14 protein-coding genes are annotated in these 16,316 nt (G+C 66.6%); 9 read left to right on the top strand and 5 right to left on the bottom strand.

Annotation, left to right across the window (positions count from 1 at the left end; all coding sequences use genetic code 11):
- The 5 genes from AC1DYI_RS11805 to AC1DYI_RS11785 all read left to right on the top strand — a co-directional run.
- A partial coding sequence (locus AC1DYI_RS11805) for an FHIPEP family type III secretion protein (RefSeq protein ID WP_477204303.1) occupies positions 1-563 on the top strand: 563 nt, incomplete at its 5' end.
- Complete coding sequence (flhF, locus tag AC1DYI_RS11800) at positions 560-2,152, top strand: flagellar biosynthesis protein FlhF (RefSeq protein ID WP_477204302.1); 1,593 nt, start codon at positions 560-562, stop codon at positions 2,150-2,152. The genes AC1DYI_RS11805 and flhF, both read left to right, overlap by 4 nt.
- 20 nt (positions 2,153-2,172) lie before the next feature.
- The gene (locus AC1DYI_RS11795) at positions 2,173-2,970 is read left to right on the top strand and encodes a P-loop NTPase family protein (RefSeq protein WP_477204301.1); all 798 of its coding nucleotides are present in this window, start codon (positions 2,173-2,175) and stop codon (positions 2,968-2,970) included.
- Positions 2,971-2,999: 29 nt separating this feature from the next.
- Complete coding sequence (locus AC1DYI_RS11790; RefSeq protein ID WP_477204300.1) at positions 3,000-3,737, top strand: RNA polymerase sigma factor FliA; 738 nt, start codon at positions 3,000-3,002, stop codon at positions 3,735-3,737.
- A gap of 347 nt (positions 3,738-4,084) precedes the next feature.
- Positions 4,085-5,566 (top strand): S8 family serine peptidase, encoded by a 1,482-nt coding sequence (locus tag AC1DYI_RS11785; protein ID WP_477204299.1) that lies wholly within the window; start codon positions 4,085-4,087, stop codon positions 5,564-5,566.
- 118 nt (positions 5,567-5,684) lie between these two features.
- On the opposite strand, the gene AC1DYI_RS11780 is transcribed toward AC1DYI_RS11785, so the two are convergent.
- Positions 5,685-6,584, bottom strand: coding sequence for a LysR family transcriptional regulator (locus AC1DYI_RS11780; RefSeq protein ID WP_477204298.1), 900 nt, complete (start codon positions 6,582-6,584; stop codon positions 5,685-5,687).
- A 99-nt stretch (positions 6,585-6,683) separates the two neighbouring features.
- Here AC1DYI_RS11780 and AC1DYI_RS11775 point away from each other — a divergent pair, with 99 nt between their 5' ends.
- Genes AC1DYI_RS11775 through AC1DYI_RS11765 form a run of 3 tightly spaced genes read left to right on the top strand, consistent with a single transcriptional unit; the run spans position 6,684 to position 9,322 of the window.
- Positions 6,684-7,652 (top strand): Bug family tripartite tricarboxylate transporter substrate binding protein, encoded by a 969-nt coding sequence (locus AC1DYI_RS11775; RefSeq protein WP_477204297.1) that lies wholly within the window; start codon positions 6,684-6,686, stop codon positions 7,650-7,652.
- Between the two features lie 48 nt (positions 7,653-7,700).
- The gene (locus AC1DYI_RS11770) at positions 7,701-8,399 is read left to right on the top strand and encodes an RraA family protein (protein WP_477204296.1); all 699 of its coding nucleotides are present in this window, start codon (positions 7,701-7,703) and stop codon (positions 8,397-8,399) included.
- Positions 8,396-9,322: an NAD(P)-dependent oxidoreductase gene (locus AC1DYI_RS11765; protein WP_477204295.1), complete on the top strand. Its 927-nt coding sequence runs from the start codon at positions 8,396-8,398 to the stop codon at positions 9,320-9,322. Before AC1DYI_RS11770 ends, AC1DYI_RS11765 begins: the two co-directional genes overlap by 4 nt.
- A 58-nt stretch (positions 9,323-9,380) precedes the next feature.
- Here AC1DYI_RS11765 and AC1DYI_RS11760 read toward each other — a convergent pair whose 3' ends face one another.
- A complete protein-coding gene (locus AC1DYI_RS11760; protein ID WP_477204294.1) occupies positions 9,381-10,562 on the bottom strand; it encodes a hypothetical protein in 1,182 nt (393 codons plus the stop codon).
- A 166-nt stretch (positions 10,563-10,728) separates the two neighbouring features.
- On the opposite strand from AC1DYI_RS11760, the gene AC1DYI_RS11755 reads away from it, so the two are divergent.
- Positions 10,729-12,003: an erythromycin esterase family protein gene (locus tag AC1DYI_RS11755; protein WP_477204293.1), complete on the top strand. Its 1,275-nt coding sequence runs from the start codon at positions 10,729-10,731 to the stop codon at positions 12,001-12,003.
- A gap of 251 nt (positions 12,004-12,254) precedes the next feature.
- On the opposite strand, the gene AC1DYI_RS11750 is transcribed toward AC1DYI_RS11755, so the two are convergent.
- The 3 genes from AC1DYI_RS11750 to AC1DYI_RS11740 all read right to left on the bottom strand — a co-directional run bounded on the left by AC1DYI_RS11750 (position 12,255) and on the right by AC1DYI_RS11740 (position 16,011).
- Positions 12,255-13,580, bottom strand: coding sequence for an alpha/beta hydrolase family protein (locus tag AC1DYI_RS11750; RefSeq protein WP_477204292.1), 1,326 nt, complete (start codon positions 13,578-13,580; stop codon positions 12,255-12,257).
- Between the two features lie 696 nt (positions 13,581-14,276).
- Positions 14,277-15,806, bottom strand: a complete 1,530-nt coding sequence (locus AC1DYI_RS11745) for a serine hydrolase domain-containing protein (RefSeq protein WP_477204291.1) — start codon at positions 15,804-15,806, stop codon at positions 14,277-14,279.
- Positions 15,807-15,825: 19 nt separating this feature from the next.
- A complete protein-coding gene (locus AC1DYI_RS11740; RefSeq protein WP_477204290.1) occupies positions 15,826-16,011 on the bottom strand; it encodes a hypothetical protein in 186 nt (61 codons plus the stop codon).
- Positions 16,012-16,316: the final 305 nt, after the last annotated feature.

Here is a 16,316-nt window from a genome sequence, read left to right as displayed (position 1 = left end):
CCCAGGCGCTGGTCGAGCATGTGACGAAACTGGCTCCCAAACTGATCGAAGACGTGGTCCCAAAAATGGTCGGCATCGCAACCCTTCAGAAAGTCCTGCAGCTGCTGCTGGACGAAGGCGTGCATGTTCGCGACTACCGCTCGATCATCGAATGCCTGGCCGAGCACGCCTCGATGGTCACCGACCCCGCCGAGCTGGCCCGCCGCATCCGCATCCACCTGGCCCCGGCCATCGTTCAGCAGATCTACGGCCCGGCCAAGGAACTGGACGTGATCGCGCTGGAGCCCGACCTGGAGCGCATGGTCAACCAGGCCCTGAATTCCCCGCACGGCGCCGTGCTGGACCCCGGCGTCGCCGAGGCCCTGACCAAGCAAGCCGCCGACAGCGTGCGCAAGCAGGAGAACCTCGGCGTGCCGGCCTGCCTGCTGGTGCCCGACCCTCTGCGCGCCCCGCTGGCCCGTTTGTTGAAGCGTGCTGCACCCCGTCTCAAGGTGCTGGCGCACAGCGAGATTCCTGAGACTCACTCGATCCGGATCGGCTCGATCATCGGAGCAACGTCATGAACGTCAAGCGCTTTACGGCCCGTACCTCCCGCGAGGCCTTTGCCATGGTTCGCCAGGCCTTCGGCGAAGACGCCGTCGTGTTGTCGACCAAGCCGGCTGGCGATGGCGTCGAAGTGCTGGCGATGGCACCGGACTCGGTGGAACAGATCGAACGCGCTGCCGATGCGGCCCCGTTGGTCAGCGCCCCGCGCGGCAACGCCCGCCCGGCACCCCGCAGCGAAAGCCTGGCCGCCCGTGTCGAGCGCCAGAACGCGCAACCGGCTGCCGCCCCTGGCCGCCGTGCCGCCGCCCCGGTCGCCGAAGTGCAAGAAGACGTCGAACAGATGGCCATGAGCACGCTGTCGTTCCAGGACTATGTGCGTGAGCGCATGCTCAAGCGCCGCCAGGCCGCGATGGGCCAGGACGACATCGGCAGCGCCGGCGTCCACGCCGACCACCACGTGCCCGCTCAACCCGCCCCGCGTGCCCCGGCCCGCGCCGCCGCGCCCGAAGCCCCGGCCCGCCGCCCGATGCCGCGTGCCCAGGAACCGCGCCACGACGACGTGCGCGACACCCGCCCCGAGCCGCGGGATTTCGCGATGCCCTCGCTGTCGACCGTGGCCGCCGCCCCGGTGCTGGAAGACGCCCCGGCCCGCCGCGACCAGCAAGACATGATGAACGAGCTGCGCTCGATGAAGGGCCTGATCGAAGACCGCTTCGGCGCTCTGGCCTTCATGGAAAAGCTGCAGCGCCAGCCGCGCCAGGCCCTGCTGGCGCAAAAGCTGCTCGACGCCGGCTTCTCGCCCGGCCTGATCCGCAAGCTGGTCGACGCCCTGCCCGGCAACGCCGCTGACGAAGCCGTCTGGGCCGCGGGTGTGCTGGAGCGCAACCTGCACGCCGGCGATGTCGAACCCGCACTCGAAGAGCAAGGCGGCGTGTTCGCGCTGATCGGCTCCACCGGTGTCGGCAAGACCACCACCACCGCCAAGCTGGCCGCCGCCTTCGCCACGCAATACGGTGCCGCCAACCTGGGCCTGATCACGCTGGACGCCTACCGCGTCGGCGCCCACGAACAACTGCGCGCCTATGGCCGCATCCTCGGCGTGCCGGTCCACACCGCCCACGACCGCGCCTCGCTCGAAGACCTGCTCGAACTGCTGTCGGGCAAGAAGATGGTCCTGATCGACACCGCCGGCATGGCCCAGCGCGACAGCCGCACCCGCGAGCTGCTGGACATGCTGAGCCACCGCTCGATCCAGCGCCTGCTGGTGGTCGACGCGTCGGCCCAGGGCGAGACGATCGACGAGGTGATTACCAACTGGCGCGCCGCCCAATGCAAGGGCGTGGTGCTGAGCAAGATCGACGAAGCCGTCAAGCTGGCCCCGGCGCTGGACTCGCTGATCCGCCACAAGCTGAAGGTGCTGGGCGTGGCCAACGGCCAGCGCGTGCCTGAAGACTGGCACCGCCTGTCACCCAACGCCCTGGTGCAACGCGCGCTGCGTGCCCCGACCAGCCCGACCTGGAAGCTCGAAGCCGACGACGTGCAGCTGGTGTTCGCCACCGCCACCCGTGGCGGTCGCTCGGCCGGCGGCTCCTCGCTGCACATCTGAACGCACTGGACGACACCCCCATGCGCTCGCTGCCCTACCCCAACGAAGACGAAGCCTCCGGCCCGGTTGACCAGGCTGAAGGCCTGCGCCGGCTGTTCGCTTCCGGCCGCCGCCAGCGCCTGGTGCCGATTGCCTTCAACGCCCACGTGGACTGCACCCCGATCCTGCTCGAGCGGCTGGCCGGCGCCTTCACCGAGCTGGGCGCGCACGCCCTGGTGATTGACGCCGCCGACAGCGCCCCGCGTGCCAACGCGATGGCCGAGATCGACATCGCCGCAGCGATCGAATCGCTGGGCCCGAACATGTCATACCTGGCTGCCCGGGGCCTGCCGTTGCGCCATGTCAACAGCCGCGGCTCATGCGAAGCCTGGCTCAACGCAGTCGAGACGGCCGCGCCGCAGGCCGATGTGCTGCTGCTGCACGCCAACCCGCGTGACCTGGTCCGCCTGCTCGGCCGGCGCGAAGTGCGCACCGTGCTGACCACCACGCTCGACCCGGCCAGCCTGACCGACGCCTACACCTCGATGAAGCTGCTGTCGCAGCGCAGCGGGCTGATGACTTTTGACCTGCTGACCGGCATGGCCGGCGCGCCCAAGGCCGCGCAACGCATTGCCGAGCGCCTGGCCGAAACGGCCGACAGCTTCCTCGGCGCTGTGGTGCGCGAAGCCGTGTGGCTCGACAAGCGCGACCCGCTGACCTCGCTCGCCACGCCGGCCCTCGCCCGCCTGGCCGCGAACCAATTGCTCGACCCCGAAACGCCGGACACCGGTTTCGGCGTGGCCCCGCTCGGCGCGGGTCACGACTTGCACGCTTACTGACCCGAACACGTTCCTCTCGGAGACCGCCCATGTACACCGCCACCGGCCGCCTCGACGCTAGCGCGATGCAAAGCCTCGACGCCAATGCGATGTTGAAGCAGTACAGCCCGCTGGTGCGCCGCCTCGCGCACCAGATGATCGCCAAACTGCCGGCCAACGTGGAGATCGACGACCTGATCCAGGTCGGCATGATCGGCCTGCACGACGCGATGGGCCGCTTCGACACCGAGCAGGGTGTGCAGTTCGAAACCTTCGCCACCCAGCGCATCCGCGGCGCGATGCTCGACGAGCTGCGCGGCAGCGACTGGATGAGCCGCGGCAACCGCCGCCAGCAGCGCGAAATCGAAACCGCCGTGCACAAGCTGGAACAGACGTTCGGCCGCGCCCCGGCGGAGAGCGAGATCGCCAAGGAAATGGGCGTCACGCTGACCGAGTACCAAGACACGCTGACCAAGGTGCGCGGCACCCAGCTGGTCTACCTGGAAGACATGTCGGGTGACGAAGGCGGCGACGAGTTCCTCGACCGCCACGTGGCCAACGAAGACGGCAACCCGCTGGCCCAGCTGCAAGACCACCGCATGCGCGAAGCGCTGGTCGAAGCAATCAAGAAGCTGCCCGAGCGTGAGCAGTACGTGATGAGCATGTACTACGAGCACGACATGAATTTGAAAGAAATCGCCGCCGTGCTGGGCGTGACCGAATCGCGTGTGTGCCAGCTGCACAGCCAATCGATCGCCCGCCTGCGGGTGAAGCTGCGCGAGTGGTGAGATAGCGCGGCTAAGTTCAGGGTCTCAGTCAGCAACGCCTCCTTCGGGAGGCGTTGGTGTTTCTGGGTCGTGCCCACCCTTTGACCTGTGGCTACGACCTGCTCAAGCCACGGTCTCGCTGACCGCCCGTGTCGCCATGACCGATGCGCTAGCCGGCCATGTCGTGCCACTGGGGAGAGTACCCCCCATGGACGTGGGGGGCGCGATGTTCAACATGAATCAGCGAGGGGGCCTGTTCGCACCAATGCCGAGCGCAGAATCGCTCGCTTGCATCGGCGCAAGGGCGCCGCCATCCCAGCGCCCAACTTTGAGGAGCATTCGAGGTCATGAGCAAATCGAACGTCAGATTGCACCGCCTTTCCCTGGTCGCCCTGGCCATTGCCAGCGGTGCGGCGTGGGGTGGGCAGATCAATGGCGATCTCGCCGCGGCAGCACGTCGCGACGGGCGGGCCGAGGCACTGATCGTGCTCAAGGACCAGAAGACGCCAGCAGTGGCGCCGCTCGCACAGGGTGCCGACTACAAGGCCAAGCGCCGCGCGCTGGTCAATGCGCTGGTCGACCGTGCCGATGCCCAGCAAGGCGGCCTGCGTGCCTGGATGGATTCGCGCGGCATCGAATACCAGGCGTTCTGGATCGCCAACGTCGTCTACGCCAAGCTCTCGGCGGCCGACATGGCGGCGCTGGCCGCTCGCGATGAAGTCAGCCGCATCGAGCCGAACCCGTCCATCAAGGTGCAGTTGCCGCAGCGCGATGCCAGCCGGACGGAAGCCCCGACAGGCGTCGAGTCGATCGCCTGGGGCGTCGACAAGATCAAGGCACCTCAGGTCTGGGCCGCCGGTGTCACGGGCGCAGGCGTGACCATCGCCGGCGAAGACACCGGCTACCGCTGGGATCACTCGGCGCTGAAGTCGCAATACCGCGGCTGGAACGGCAGCACCGCCGACCACAACTACAACTGGCACGACGCCATCCACACCGCCAACAGCAGCTGCCCGGCGAACTCGCCGCAGCCTTGTGACGACCACGGCCATGGCACCCACACCGCCGGCACCTTCGCCGGCGACGACCACGCCACCCACCAGGTCGGCGTCGCGCCCGGCGCGAAGTGGATCGGCTGCCGCAACATGAACGCCGGCAACGGCACGCCGGCCACCTACATCGAGTGCATGCAGTGGATGCTGGCACCGACCGATCTGCAGAACAAGAACCCCGATCCGGACAAGGCACCGGACATCATCAGCAACTCCTGGGGTTGCACCGATGGTGAAGGCTGCACGGTCGGCACCGAAATCAAGGCAGCGGTCAACAACCTCGTCAAGGGCGGCATCCTGTTCGTCGCCGCGGCCGCCAACGACGGCCCGAACTGCAGCACGATCACCGACCCGCCGGCCATCTATCAGCTGTCGTTCACGATCGGCGCAACCGACAGCGCCGACAAGCTGGCAGGCTTCTCGAGCCGCGGCCCGGTGAACAACGTGAAGGGTGTCAAGCCCGACGTCTCCGCTCCTGGCGTCAACGTCTTCTCGGCCTACCCGCCGAACACCTACACGACCATGAGCGGCACCAGCATGGCCACGCCGCACGTTGCCGGCGCCGCAGCCCTGCTGATGTCGGCCGTGCCCTCGTTGAAGGGCAACCCGGCCGCTGTCGAGAAGCTGTTCCGCAAGACGGCGCAGCGTGACGGCGTGACCGACCCGGTGAACCAGACCTGCGGCGGCACCTCGCCCACGACGTGGCCCAACAACATGATCGGCTACGGCCGCATCGACGTGTTCGCGGCCTACCAGAAGGCCATCTCCAGCCCGCTGGACCTGTTGAACGACGACTGACGAGGACGGGCCGTGCCGCCTGCAAACCAGGCGGCACGAGTTCTTCCGCTCGAACACAACGCCTCCTTCGGGAGGCGTTGGTGTTTGTGGGGTATTCGGTCGCTCCGCCCGTCACTCTCTATCCCGCCATCTCCTTGCTGCCGACTTCAGCCAGCAACGCGATGAGGCGCGTGGTGGCGGGCAACAGGTAGCTGCTCGCGCGGTAGGTGGCCACCAGTCTTCGGCGCATGGTGGTCTCCTTCAATCGCACTTCTCGCAACGGGTACCGGTCACCGGCCGCCTCGAGATGCCGGCGTGAGATGAAGCTCAACAGCCCGGTTTCGGCGATCAATGCCGGCAAGGTCAGAAGCATGGTGCTCTCGATCTGCACCACGGGCCGCGGCAGGCGCTTCCTGTCGAACGTGTGATCGAGCCAGTCGCGCGTCGGCGCCCCAGGCGGCTGAAGCACCCACCGGTGGTCGACCAGGTCGCGTAGCGCTGCCGTTCCTTGCAGCGTCGCATGGGTCGCGCTGGCCGCCACCACGATGTGGTCCTCGGCCAGACGCTGCGACACGAAGGCGTCGTCATCGGTGGTCTCGGTGCCCACCATCAGATCGAGGTCGCCGTTGCGCAGCATGGGCTTGAGCGTGTCGACGAGACCCACCACCGTCTTGATCGTCACTTGCGGGGCCTCGACGATCAGCTGCCTCGCCGCCAATGGCAACAGGAACTGCGACGCAGTCGGCACGATGCCGAGGCGGATGTGGCCCGACAGCCCGCGGCCGATGTCGCCGATTTCGCGCCTGGCGTCTTCGGCGTCGAAGCGCATGCGCCGGGCCCACTTGAGCAGCACCTTGCCGGCCGGCGTGAGGCGAATGCCACGGCCGGCCTTTTCGAGCAGCGGTGCGCCGCACGACTGCTCCAGCCGGCGAACGCAGCTGGTCAACGCCGGCTGCGTTCGGTGCAGCTTTTCGGTGGCGCGGCCAATGTGTTCCAGCTCGGCAATGGTCTCGAAGTAACGCAGGTCTCGCAAGTCCATTGCAAAAGCTCCATCAATGAATAAAAAGAAACTTTTGATTGGACTGTATCTATCGGCAAGCCAATACTCCAGCCCATGGTTCAAGTGATGGAGACAAGCATGAACGTGATGCGAACGACTCTGGCCGCCGTGGCAGCAAGCCTCTTCAGCGCCGCGGCGCTGGCCCAAGCCTGGCCCGCCAAAGCCATCCGCGTGGTGGTTCCGTTCCCGCCCGGTGGCGGCACCGACATCATTGCCCGCGAGGTGACGCAGAAGGTGTCCAGCAGCACCGGCTGGACCTTCGTGATCGACAACAAGCCCGGCGCCGGCGGCAACCTGGGCGTGGACGCGGTGGCCAAGTCGCCAGCCGACGGCTACACCCTCGTGCTTGGACAGACCAGCAACCTGGCGATCAACCCGACGCTCTACGCCAAGCTGCCCTACAACCCGGTGAAGGACCTGACGCCGATCGGCCTGATGGCCACCGCGCCGCTGGTCATCGTGGTACCGGCCGCGTCGCCACTCAAGACCTTGGCCGACGTGGTGACCGCGGCGAAGGCCAAGCCTGGCGAGTTGAACTTCGCGTCGCCCGGCAACGGCACCGTGGCGCATCTGACCGGCGAGCAATTCCAGAAGACCGCCGGCATCACGATTCAGCACGTCCCCTACAAGGGCGCGAACCAGGCGCTGACCGACGTGATCAGCGGTCAGGTGCAGCTCTACGTCTCTTCCGTGCCCTCGGTGCTGCAGCAGATCCGAAGCGGCAAGCTGCGCCCGGTGGCAGTGACCTCCGCCAAACGGGTGGACGATCTGCCGCAGACACCCACGGTCGGTGAAAGTGGCTACAAGGGCTTCGACGCCGTGACGTGGTTCGGCTTCCTGGCGCCCGCCGGGACACCGAAGGAGATCGTCGCCAGGCTGAACGCCGAATTCAACAAGGCCTTGCAGCAGCCCGACCTGCGCAAGCGCCTGGGCGAAGAAGGTGCAGACCCGATGGGCGGCACGCCGGAGCAGTTCGCCGAACTGATCCGCGAAGACATGGCGCGCTGGGGCAAGACCGTCAAGGAGTCGGGCGTCCGCCTCGACTGAAGCCGCCTCGCTCCAGTCCGCCGTCCCTCACCTTTCCTGGAGATTCAGATGAGTCAAGCTGCTGCATTGCCCGACGTGATTCGCGACATCAACCGTGTCGGCGCCGACATCGTCGACCAGGCCGCCCAATACCCTTCGTCGATCCTGGCCGACGTGGCCGGTCGCCGCGGCGCGCTCAGTGGCCGCATCGCCCCGCTGGCGCCCAGCATGCGCTTTGCCGGCCCGGCCATCACGGTGGAGGTGCGCCCTGGCGACAACCTGATGATCCACGCCGCGATGGCCATCGCCAAGCCGGGCGACGTGATCGTCGTCGATGGCAAGGGTGACCTCAGCAGCGCGTTGATGGGCGAGATCATGTCGCAGCAATGCGTAGCGCTTGGCGTGGCGGCCGTCGTGATCGACGGCGCGGTGCGCGACAGCGAGGCGATCCGCGCGCTGGGCTTCCCGATGTATGCCGCTGGCCTGAACCCGAATGGGCCGACCAAGTTCGTGCCGGGCCGCCTGAACCACCCGATCTCGATCGGCGGCGTCACCGTCTGCCCGGGCGACCTCGTGGTCGGCGATGCCGACGGCGTGACCGTGGTCGAGCGCAGCAAAGCCGCATCGCTGTTGCCGCTGGCCGCCGACAAGGTGGCAGCCGAAACGCGGCGCATCGCCGACATCAAGAGCCGCAAGGCGCTGCGACCGGCCTGGCTGGACGGCGCCTTGCGCGCCGCCGGCGTGATCGGCGAAGGAGAGGCGCTGTGAGCGCGCGGCCGACGATCCTCGTCACCGGCAACGACCTGGCGCCCGAGGCACTCGCGCTGCTGAACGGATACGAAGTGGCCTACGCAGGCAAGACGCCGAGCGAGGCCGACATCGTGACCCTGTGCGGCCAGCTCAACCCGGTGGCCATCATCGTGCGCTACAGCAAAGTCGGGGCGGCAGCGATGGATGCGGCCCCCAGCCTGAAAGTCATCTCCAAGCACGGCAGCGGCACCGACACGATCGACAAGGCCGCTGCCGAGGCGCGCGGCATTCAGGTGCTGGCCGCCGCGGGTGCGAACGCCGCCGCTGTGGCCGAGCAGGCGCTGGCGCTGTTGCTGGCTTGCGCCAAGTCGGTGGTGCAGCTCGACCAGCGCATGCACGCCGGTCACTGGGACAAGGCGAGCCACAAGAGCGTGGAGCTGGAAGGCCGCACCGTCGGCGTCATCGGCCTCGGCGCCATCGGCCTGCGCTTTGCCAAGGTGGCCGATGCGTTGGGCATGCGCGTTCTGGGCTTCGACCCTTTCGCCAAGCACCTGCCCGAGTTCATCGAAGCCGTCGGGTTGGAGGCGATCTGGCGCGAGTCGGACGCCATCTCCTTGCACTGCCCCCTGACCGCCGACAACGCGAAGCTGTTGAACCGCGAAACGCTCGCGGCCTGCAAGAAGGGCGTGATCATCGTCAACACCGCGCGCGGCGGGTTGATCGACGAACCGGCCCTGCTGGCCGCGGTGAAATCGGGCCAGGTGGCCAGCGCCGGGTTGGACAGCTTCGCCACCGAGCCGATGCCGGTGCCGCATCCGTTCCACGACGAGCCGCGCATCGTGCTGAGCCCGCACATCGGCGGCGTGACCGCCGATGCCTACGTGAAGATGGGCGTGGCCGCGGCCCGCAACGCGCTGTCGATTCTGCAACCCGCTTCCTGAAAGGCGCTCCGGTAGCCCGAGGCCCCAGGCGCACCGGTCAGTGACCGGCGAGCCGACCTCAGTGCGAGGCGCTGGCGGGCTTGGCGATGAACGCCTTGTACTCCTTGTGGTGGCGGCCGTAGCCCACGACGACGCCCTCGTCGTCGATGTCGGTGATCACCAGCTGGGTCCAACCGCGGCTGTCGGCATCCAGCACGTCGGCGAACGCGTGACACTCTCCGCCGGTGTACAGCCAACTCTCGCTGCGGTAGTCGCTCAGCGCCACCTCGTCGCGGTTGTTGATCGCCATGGGCGACGGCCCGTCACCCCCATGGCAGTGGGCAATGAGTTGCTTAGCACCGGTGGCGACATCGATGATGTAGTTCTTTCCTATCCAGCCCGTGCCGGTCGTGCCCACCACGGCATGGCCCTGGTCATTGATGTCGGTGGCGATGTTCTTCTGGCTGCCGTCGATATCGCCAAGATCGCGAATGACGCCGTTTTCCCACACAAAACTATGGTGATCCGAGCCGTTGGAAATGACGCCGTAGCCCACCACCTGGCCGCGGTTGTTGATCGCGAGTGCGTTGGTGTTGTCGCCGCCGAGCGACCCGATGGGCGTGAGCTGGCCGTTCTGATAGACGTACGAACGCTTCCAGATGCCACCGCTGTCGGCACAGTCCAGCACCACGAGCATCGCGCCCAGGTTGTTGATGGCGTTGGCGTAGGTGTGCTTGAACGCCCCGTTGCAAGGGAGCTGCGGGTCGAGGTCGACCACCCGACCGTCCGCTCCCCAGTACTGGGCAAAGTAGCGGTTCTGGAACGGCGCGCCCACAGACATGGTGCCAACAGCTTCACCGAGGTCGTTGACCGCTGCGGCCCACGTGCTGCACTCCTTGTCGGCCTGGTGATCACAAGGCTGTTCCAGCGCGCTCGCCTTGCGGCGCTTGGTGATGAACGGCGCAGAGGCATTCGGATCATCGGTTTCCGCCCCAGAACCGACGATCAAGCGCCCATGACTGCTGATTGCCCTCGCCTCCTGCGGCGTCATCTCGTTCGGCGCCTTGATCTCTCGAATCGTGTAGACCGGTGCGGCGGCTTGGGCTGCACCGGCCAGGCACAGCGTTGAAGCCAGCGCCGAGAGCGCTGACGTAACTGTACAGTTCAATGACATATTTGTCTCCTGTGTGGAAAGTGCGGCGGATTCTAAGGAGACGAACTCGTCACCAGGCAGCTCAGATGCGATTGGTTTCACAGGCATTGACGGTTCTTGACGTGCGACGAGTCGCCATCCCTGCGCGGCCGAGTCGCCGTTCGCCCATGGAACAGGTCAGATTGGCTCAAACCCGCCGCTTGACGTAACCATCTCGGAACCCATCGCGCACTGCATCCCGCTATGCTGCGCCCGGCCCCACCAGAGGACTCTCATGCCCATGCCCCGCGTGCTTGCGATGTTGTTGACCGGTGTCGCCATCTCRCTCGGTGCCGTGTTCCCGGCGTCCGCCGTGGAAGACTCGGCTCGCGAGTGGCTGCGCGCTCAGGCGCGACCGCTGCCGGCAGCGCACGCCGCTGCGATCGACGATGCTGCGCTCGAAGCCTTCGGCGCGGCGGTGGCCGATGCCCGCGTTGTGGCGCTCGGCGAGCAAACACATGGCGGCCGCCAAGAGTTCGAGTTGAAGCTGCGACTGTTGCGCTACCTGCATGAACGCAAGGGCTTCGACGTCCTGCTGATCGAGAGTGGCCTGTTCGACGTGGCGCAGGTGACGCGTGCGTTGGCCGAGGGCCAGGGCAGCCTGGATGCGCTGGCGCCCGGCAAGGTGTTCTACATGTATTCCAAGAGCGACGCCGGCCGCGAACTCCTGCGCTACCTGGACCAGCGCCGCCAGGCGCCGCACCCGCTTGCGCTGGCCGGCTTCGACAGTCAGCTCACCGGCGATGCCAGCCAGCAGGCCCTGCTGACGGGGCTGCGCCGCCAGCTTGCCGCCCTCGACGCCCGGACCTCTGATGCTCTCGACTGGCCGCTGTTGGAGCGGCTGGGCGCGCGGCTGTTCAAGCTCGACCGAAATGCACCGCCAGCCGAGGAGCGCGGCCGCTTCGACGCGGCGCTCGCAACCTTGCGCGAAGAGCTGTGCGGCCGGGACGGTGCAGTGCCCCCTGCCGACGACGCGATGCTCTGGTGCCGCAGCGTGGCCGGCCTGCAGGCACAGGCCCGCACGGTGTGGGACGGCGACTACCAACGCGACCATGCGATGGCCGACAACCTGCTGTGGCTGATCGAGCGCGTGTACGCCGGCCGCAAGATCCTGGTGTGGGGGCACATCGTGCACCTGGGCCGCGGCCTGCAGCGTGACTCGCAACACCGGCTCGCCGGCGCCATCGTCGGCGAGCGGCTGGGCCGCGCGTACTACGTGCTGAACCCCACGGCATTCGAAGGCCGCTGGCTCGACGACGCGAGCGGGCAGCCGCGTGAAATGGCGGCAGCTGCACCCGACAGCCTCGAAGCGGTGCTGGCAGCCGCCGACCCGGCGGGCTTCATCTTCGTGGACGGGCCGCACCAGCCGGTACCAGGACTGGAATCCATGCCGGCGCACGCAGTGGACTTCGGCCCACCATGGTCAGGCATGGCCATCAATGGCCTGGGCCTCCACTGGGACGGCGTCTTCTACATCCGCACGATGACGCCGGTCACGATGGTGCGCTGATTGAAGTGAAGGCGAAATCGCCACGCGTGCCTGCCGGCGGTGGCCTCAGACGAGGGCTGTCGTTCGCGCAATGTTTCGGGATGGCCGCCGCAGGCGGCCATGAACTGCCCTTCACAGAGTGCCGCTGGTGCGAGGGCTCAAGACTGGGTGCTGTCGCTCAAGCGGAGTTTTCGAATGACTGCTGCGCTTGGGACCAGACGTCGATGACAGCAGGTTTGGCTGCGGTCCGCCAGCGGCAAGCGCCGCACTGGTCAGCGGATCACTTCTGCATCGTCGTAGTGGGTAGCGAGTGGTTCGCCGCGCGCGAAATCGGCCAACAGCCTCTGCAACGAAGGCGGTTGCTGCGTCGAAAGCCGTTCTTCGCCCTTTGTCTCGAAGAGGTACAGCCCGTGCTCGGCGTCCGGATAGGTAACGATACTGATCGGGGCGCCGGCCTGGCGCAGCGAGCTCAGGCGCCGGCGCGTTTCGAGGTAGGGCGCATCGATATCTTCCTTGCCCAGTATCCAGAGTTGCGGCGTTGGCAGTTTCCGCAGCACCGGCATGGGGTCATAGTCGGGCTGCACGTCGCGAAAGAGCTTGGGGCCCATGGCACGCAGGTCCGCCTCCGGCATCTTCAGCAGGATGCCGGTGACGTTGCCGCGCACATGGCGAAACCAGGGTTCGCCGCGGTACTTGTCGGCGACGCGTCGCAATTCGTCGTACCCGGCCGCGAACTCATGGCGAACGATGGACTGGGCCGCGGCGCCGATCTTCAGCGCATTCTCGATCTCGGCCGGGCCGAAGCCGTGTCGAGTCATGTCGAGGGCCAGAGCCTCGTTGTCCTCGGCTATTGGTGACACGGCGAGCCCGTAGCCGACGATCACGAAGTCAGGGCGGCTCGCGGCCGCGGCGAGCGGTGCCGTCCATCCGCCCTGACTGGTGCCGTAGAAGCCAATGCGCGATACGCGCTCGCCCGCCTGCGAGCGGGCCGCCCGCAGCGCCGCCTCTGCGTCGGCGGCAAGTACATGCAGATCATGCGTGAAGACCCCCTGAGACTGCCCTGTACCTCGCTTGTCGTAGACGAAGGCGCCTATGCCTTGCGCGGGAAGAAGGCGCTGCAGTGCGTATCTCTGCAACGCCGACGAATCCTCGGAGCCGTGGACCAGCACGACGACAGGCACGGGGCCCTTGCCGGGCGGCATGACGAGCCGCCCCGCGAGTTGCACACCTGCACTGCTGAAGTCCACCTTCGTGGTCGCGAGATCGACTCGCCGACCAGACTGCCCGTCGAACCCGATCACGCCGCTGGCGCACGCCGCGAGGTCGACTGTCTTCCCATCGCTCCGCTCGGTCCAGCCCAGTGTGCTCGACCACGTCCCGCTTGGCAGCTTGGTGAGCAAGCCGGACGTGCCGTCGAGCCGTCGCCATCGGTAGTGGCCCTCTTCGACCGGTGCGATGTCGACGCCAGAGCCATCGGCGAGCTCATACCAGGAGGCTTCGCATTCGGCGGGGAGCACGGCAGTGGGAAGCCAGAAGGTGAATGCAAGCGCGCACAGCGCCATGCAACGAAAACGAGCTGGCATCAAGATTTGCGGCATTTCGGGTTCCGACAAGCTTTGGCGACGAATATCGAACGCGAGCGATCAAGCAAACAGACTCTCTTTGAATCCGGACGCGTCGGCGACCTTGCCGCGACGAACTGCGCGCCCGAAGCGCTGAGCTGCATGGCGGTGTGACGGCTTGATTGGGGTGCGCACTTTCACGATGCAGGCGGCTTGCGGCTGGCCGGCGGCTAGCCCTCTCAAGGGAGTTGCGCCTATCCCTTTAGACTGGGTTCGGCAGGTCAGTTTCGGCGGTCGAATGGCACCCACGRCATGAACCTACCGCTCGTCGACCTGGCRAGCGTCTGGCAGCTGTACCTCGGAACCTGCCGCCGGCGTCGGTCAGCTAGGTGAACGACCAGCGGGCAGCTTCCGCAGACTGCCAAGTCGCGCACCCGACCCGTTCCGGTCATCCGCCCGGCTTGATTGGTCGCCGTAAAGCGGTCGCTCGATCCGACGAGCAGCGGAAGGCAAGTGACGACCCGTTGCGGTAACTGGCGTCGTTGAAGCGAGCCGCCAGAAAACCGTCGCTCAACGCTCCAGTTGAGCAGCCACGCGCAGCGATGTCCGCTGCAGCCGGTTGTTACGCGAACGCGCGTTCACGGCTGACGGCATCGCTGGCACGCGGGCACCGCCTGGCGCGTCGCCACAAGTCGACCGGCATTCACGGACGCATTGCCACCTGCCCGCCAATTACAGTGCGCGTCCGTGGTACCGCGCCGTTACCAGCGGCTCGGACCACTCAGTGAGTTCCACAGAGGCCCCTTCATCGACAAATTTCAGGCGGAAGCGGCGGTTGGTGATGTTCCCCACCTCGTTGTAGTCGAGGACGAACGTGCTGTCACTCTCCCAGGCACCACTTACTGCGACCGGCAGTCCGAATCGCCCGTCAGGCGAAACGCGAGGGACGCCGTCCAAGCCAACCGGTCGGGGACTGTCAAGCCGGTCGACCAGTTCCAGTTGGAGCTGGGCCGTCGCCCCCCCCGAAAAGGTGAGCGAGAACGACCTAAGGTCGAACGGATTCGCGTCGAGCGCGTAGGCCCGGCCTGAGATCACCTTTGCCTGCGTCGGCGCGGTAGTGACTGGTCGCGCAGCCGGCGGCTCCGTCGCAGCCCGTACCGCAGTAGCGAGCCGTGCCGCGCCTGCCGAGTTCTCGGGCAACGCGCGGTCAGATTTGATTGCGCGGCCGATGAACTGGCCGATGTCGCCGGGCTCGAACTCTCCACCAGTGAACACGACGACGAGGTCTTTCGCTGGCACGACGCTTATGCGCTGCCCACCTCGGCCGAGTCCTTCGAATATCGGCGGGCTCCTGTCGGGATAGATCCAGAGACCGTAACCGTACCCCGGTCCTGGACTGGAGCCTGGGTGAGAGTGCACCTGGACTGCGGCTCGCATCCAGTCTGCCGGGACGAGTTGCCGATTCTCCCATTGGCCACCTCGCAGCCAGAGATAACCGATCTTCGCCATGTCGCGAGGCTGAAGGTGCAAGTCGCCCCAACCGTGGGAAATACCCTGGGCATCGGACGGCCACGCGGAGTCGCCGATGCCGAGGGGAGCAAACAACGTGCGCCGAGCGAAGTCGAGCGCGCTCACGCCGGTCGCTTTGGTGATGATCCCGGAGAGCAAGTGCATGCCGCCGGAGCAGTACTCGTAGACGCCGCCGGGCTCGGCCACCATCGGGAGGTCGAGCATGAACCCGATCCAGTCCGGACTCCCTCTCATCTGGGTGAGGGTGATCTCCCCCTGCTCGTGGTGGCAGTCGAGCCCGGATGTCATCGTGAGCAGGTGCTCCACCGTCAGGCGCTTCTTGCGCGAATCGAGGTTGGCGATAGACGGCGCGCCGAAAACCGCCGTCACCGGTTGCGTCACGCTGCTCAACCCGTGCTGTCCGATGGCGACGCCAATAAGTGTGGAGGTGACGCTCTTGGTCACCGACGCCGTGTCGTGTAGGAGGTTGTCCTGGAACGGCCAGAAGTACGCATCCAGTACGAGGTAACCATTGCGGACGATCGTCAGGCTGTGGATGGAAATCTGGCGCCGGCGAATCTCGTCGAATGCCTCGGCGAGAACTTTCGAGTCCATCCCTTGCGCTTCGGGCGAGGAACGGCGCCAGCCTTGCGTTGGCCACTCCTCTTGCCGCGCTGCCGCGCACACGCCGGTTCCGGTACTCGCAAGCACGGTCAAGAAAACAACGATGGCGATCCGTTCGAAGACCCGCATGTTCTTCCCTCACTCAAATCTACGAGCGGGCCGACACCGCCTGCCGAGACCAACGTTGTTGCAGCGGCACGTGCTTCCAGTTCATCCAGTGCGCCATGCCGTACCAATTCGGCGCCTGCTGCTCAAGCAAGTCAACGAGCGCCGCAGAAAGTGCTTGGGCTATTCGCCCAGCATCACCCATTTCAACATCCACAAGTTGATTCACAAAGCGGTGCGGCTCTGAGCGACTCTGCCAGTCGCTCCAGTGCAGCGCAACGGGGGATTCGCCGCGCGAAACGCGCTCACGGCCCTCTTCACGATCCCTGAGCTCAGTACGCCTTGACTGCCGCACACCAGCCGTTCGCGGGCGGCTGCTCTTGGCCGGGACCACCAGTTCGCGGACGCTGCGGAGATCGGCTGCTGGCCAGCCCGCCAGTCATGACGAACGTCAACTATCGGGTCACGGTCCAGATTCACAGTCGCGGCCATCACCGAGCATTCGCGCCAAGTCGCCAAAGGCGACTTTAGCGA

It is taken from the genome of Ideonella sp. P3_A4 (genome assembly GCF_056403075.1).
This window is presented reverse-complemented; position numbering and strand designations above follow the sequence as displayed.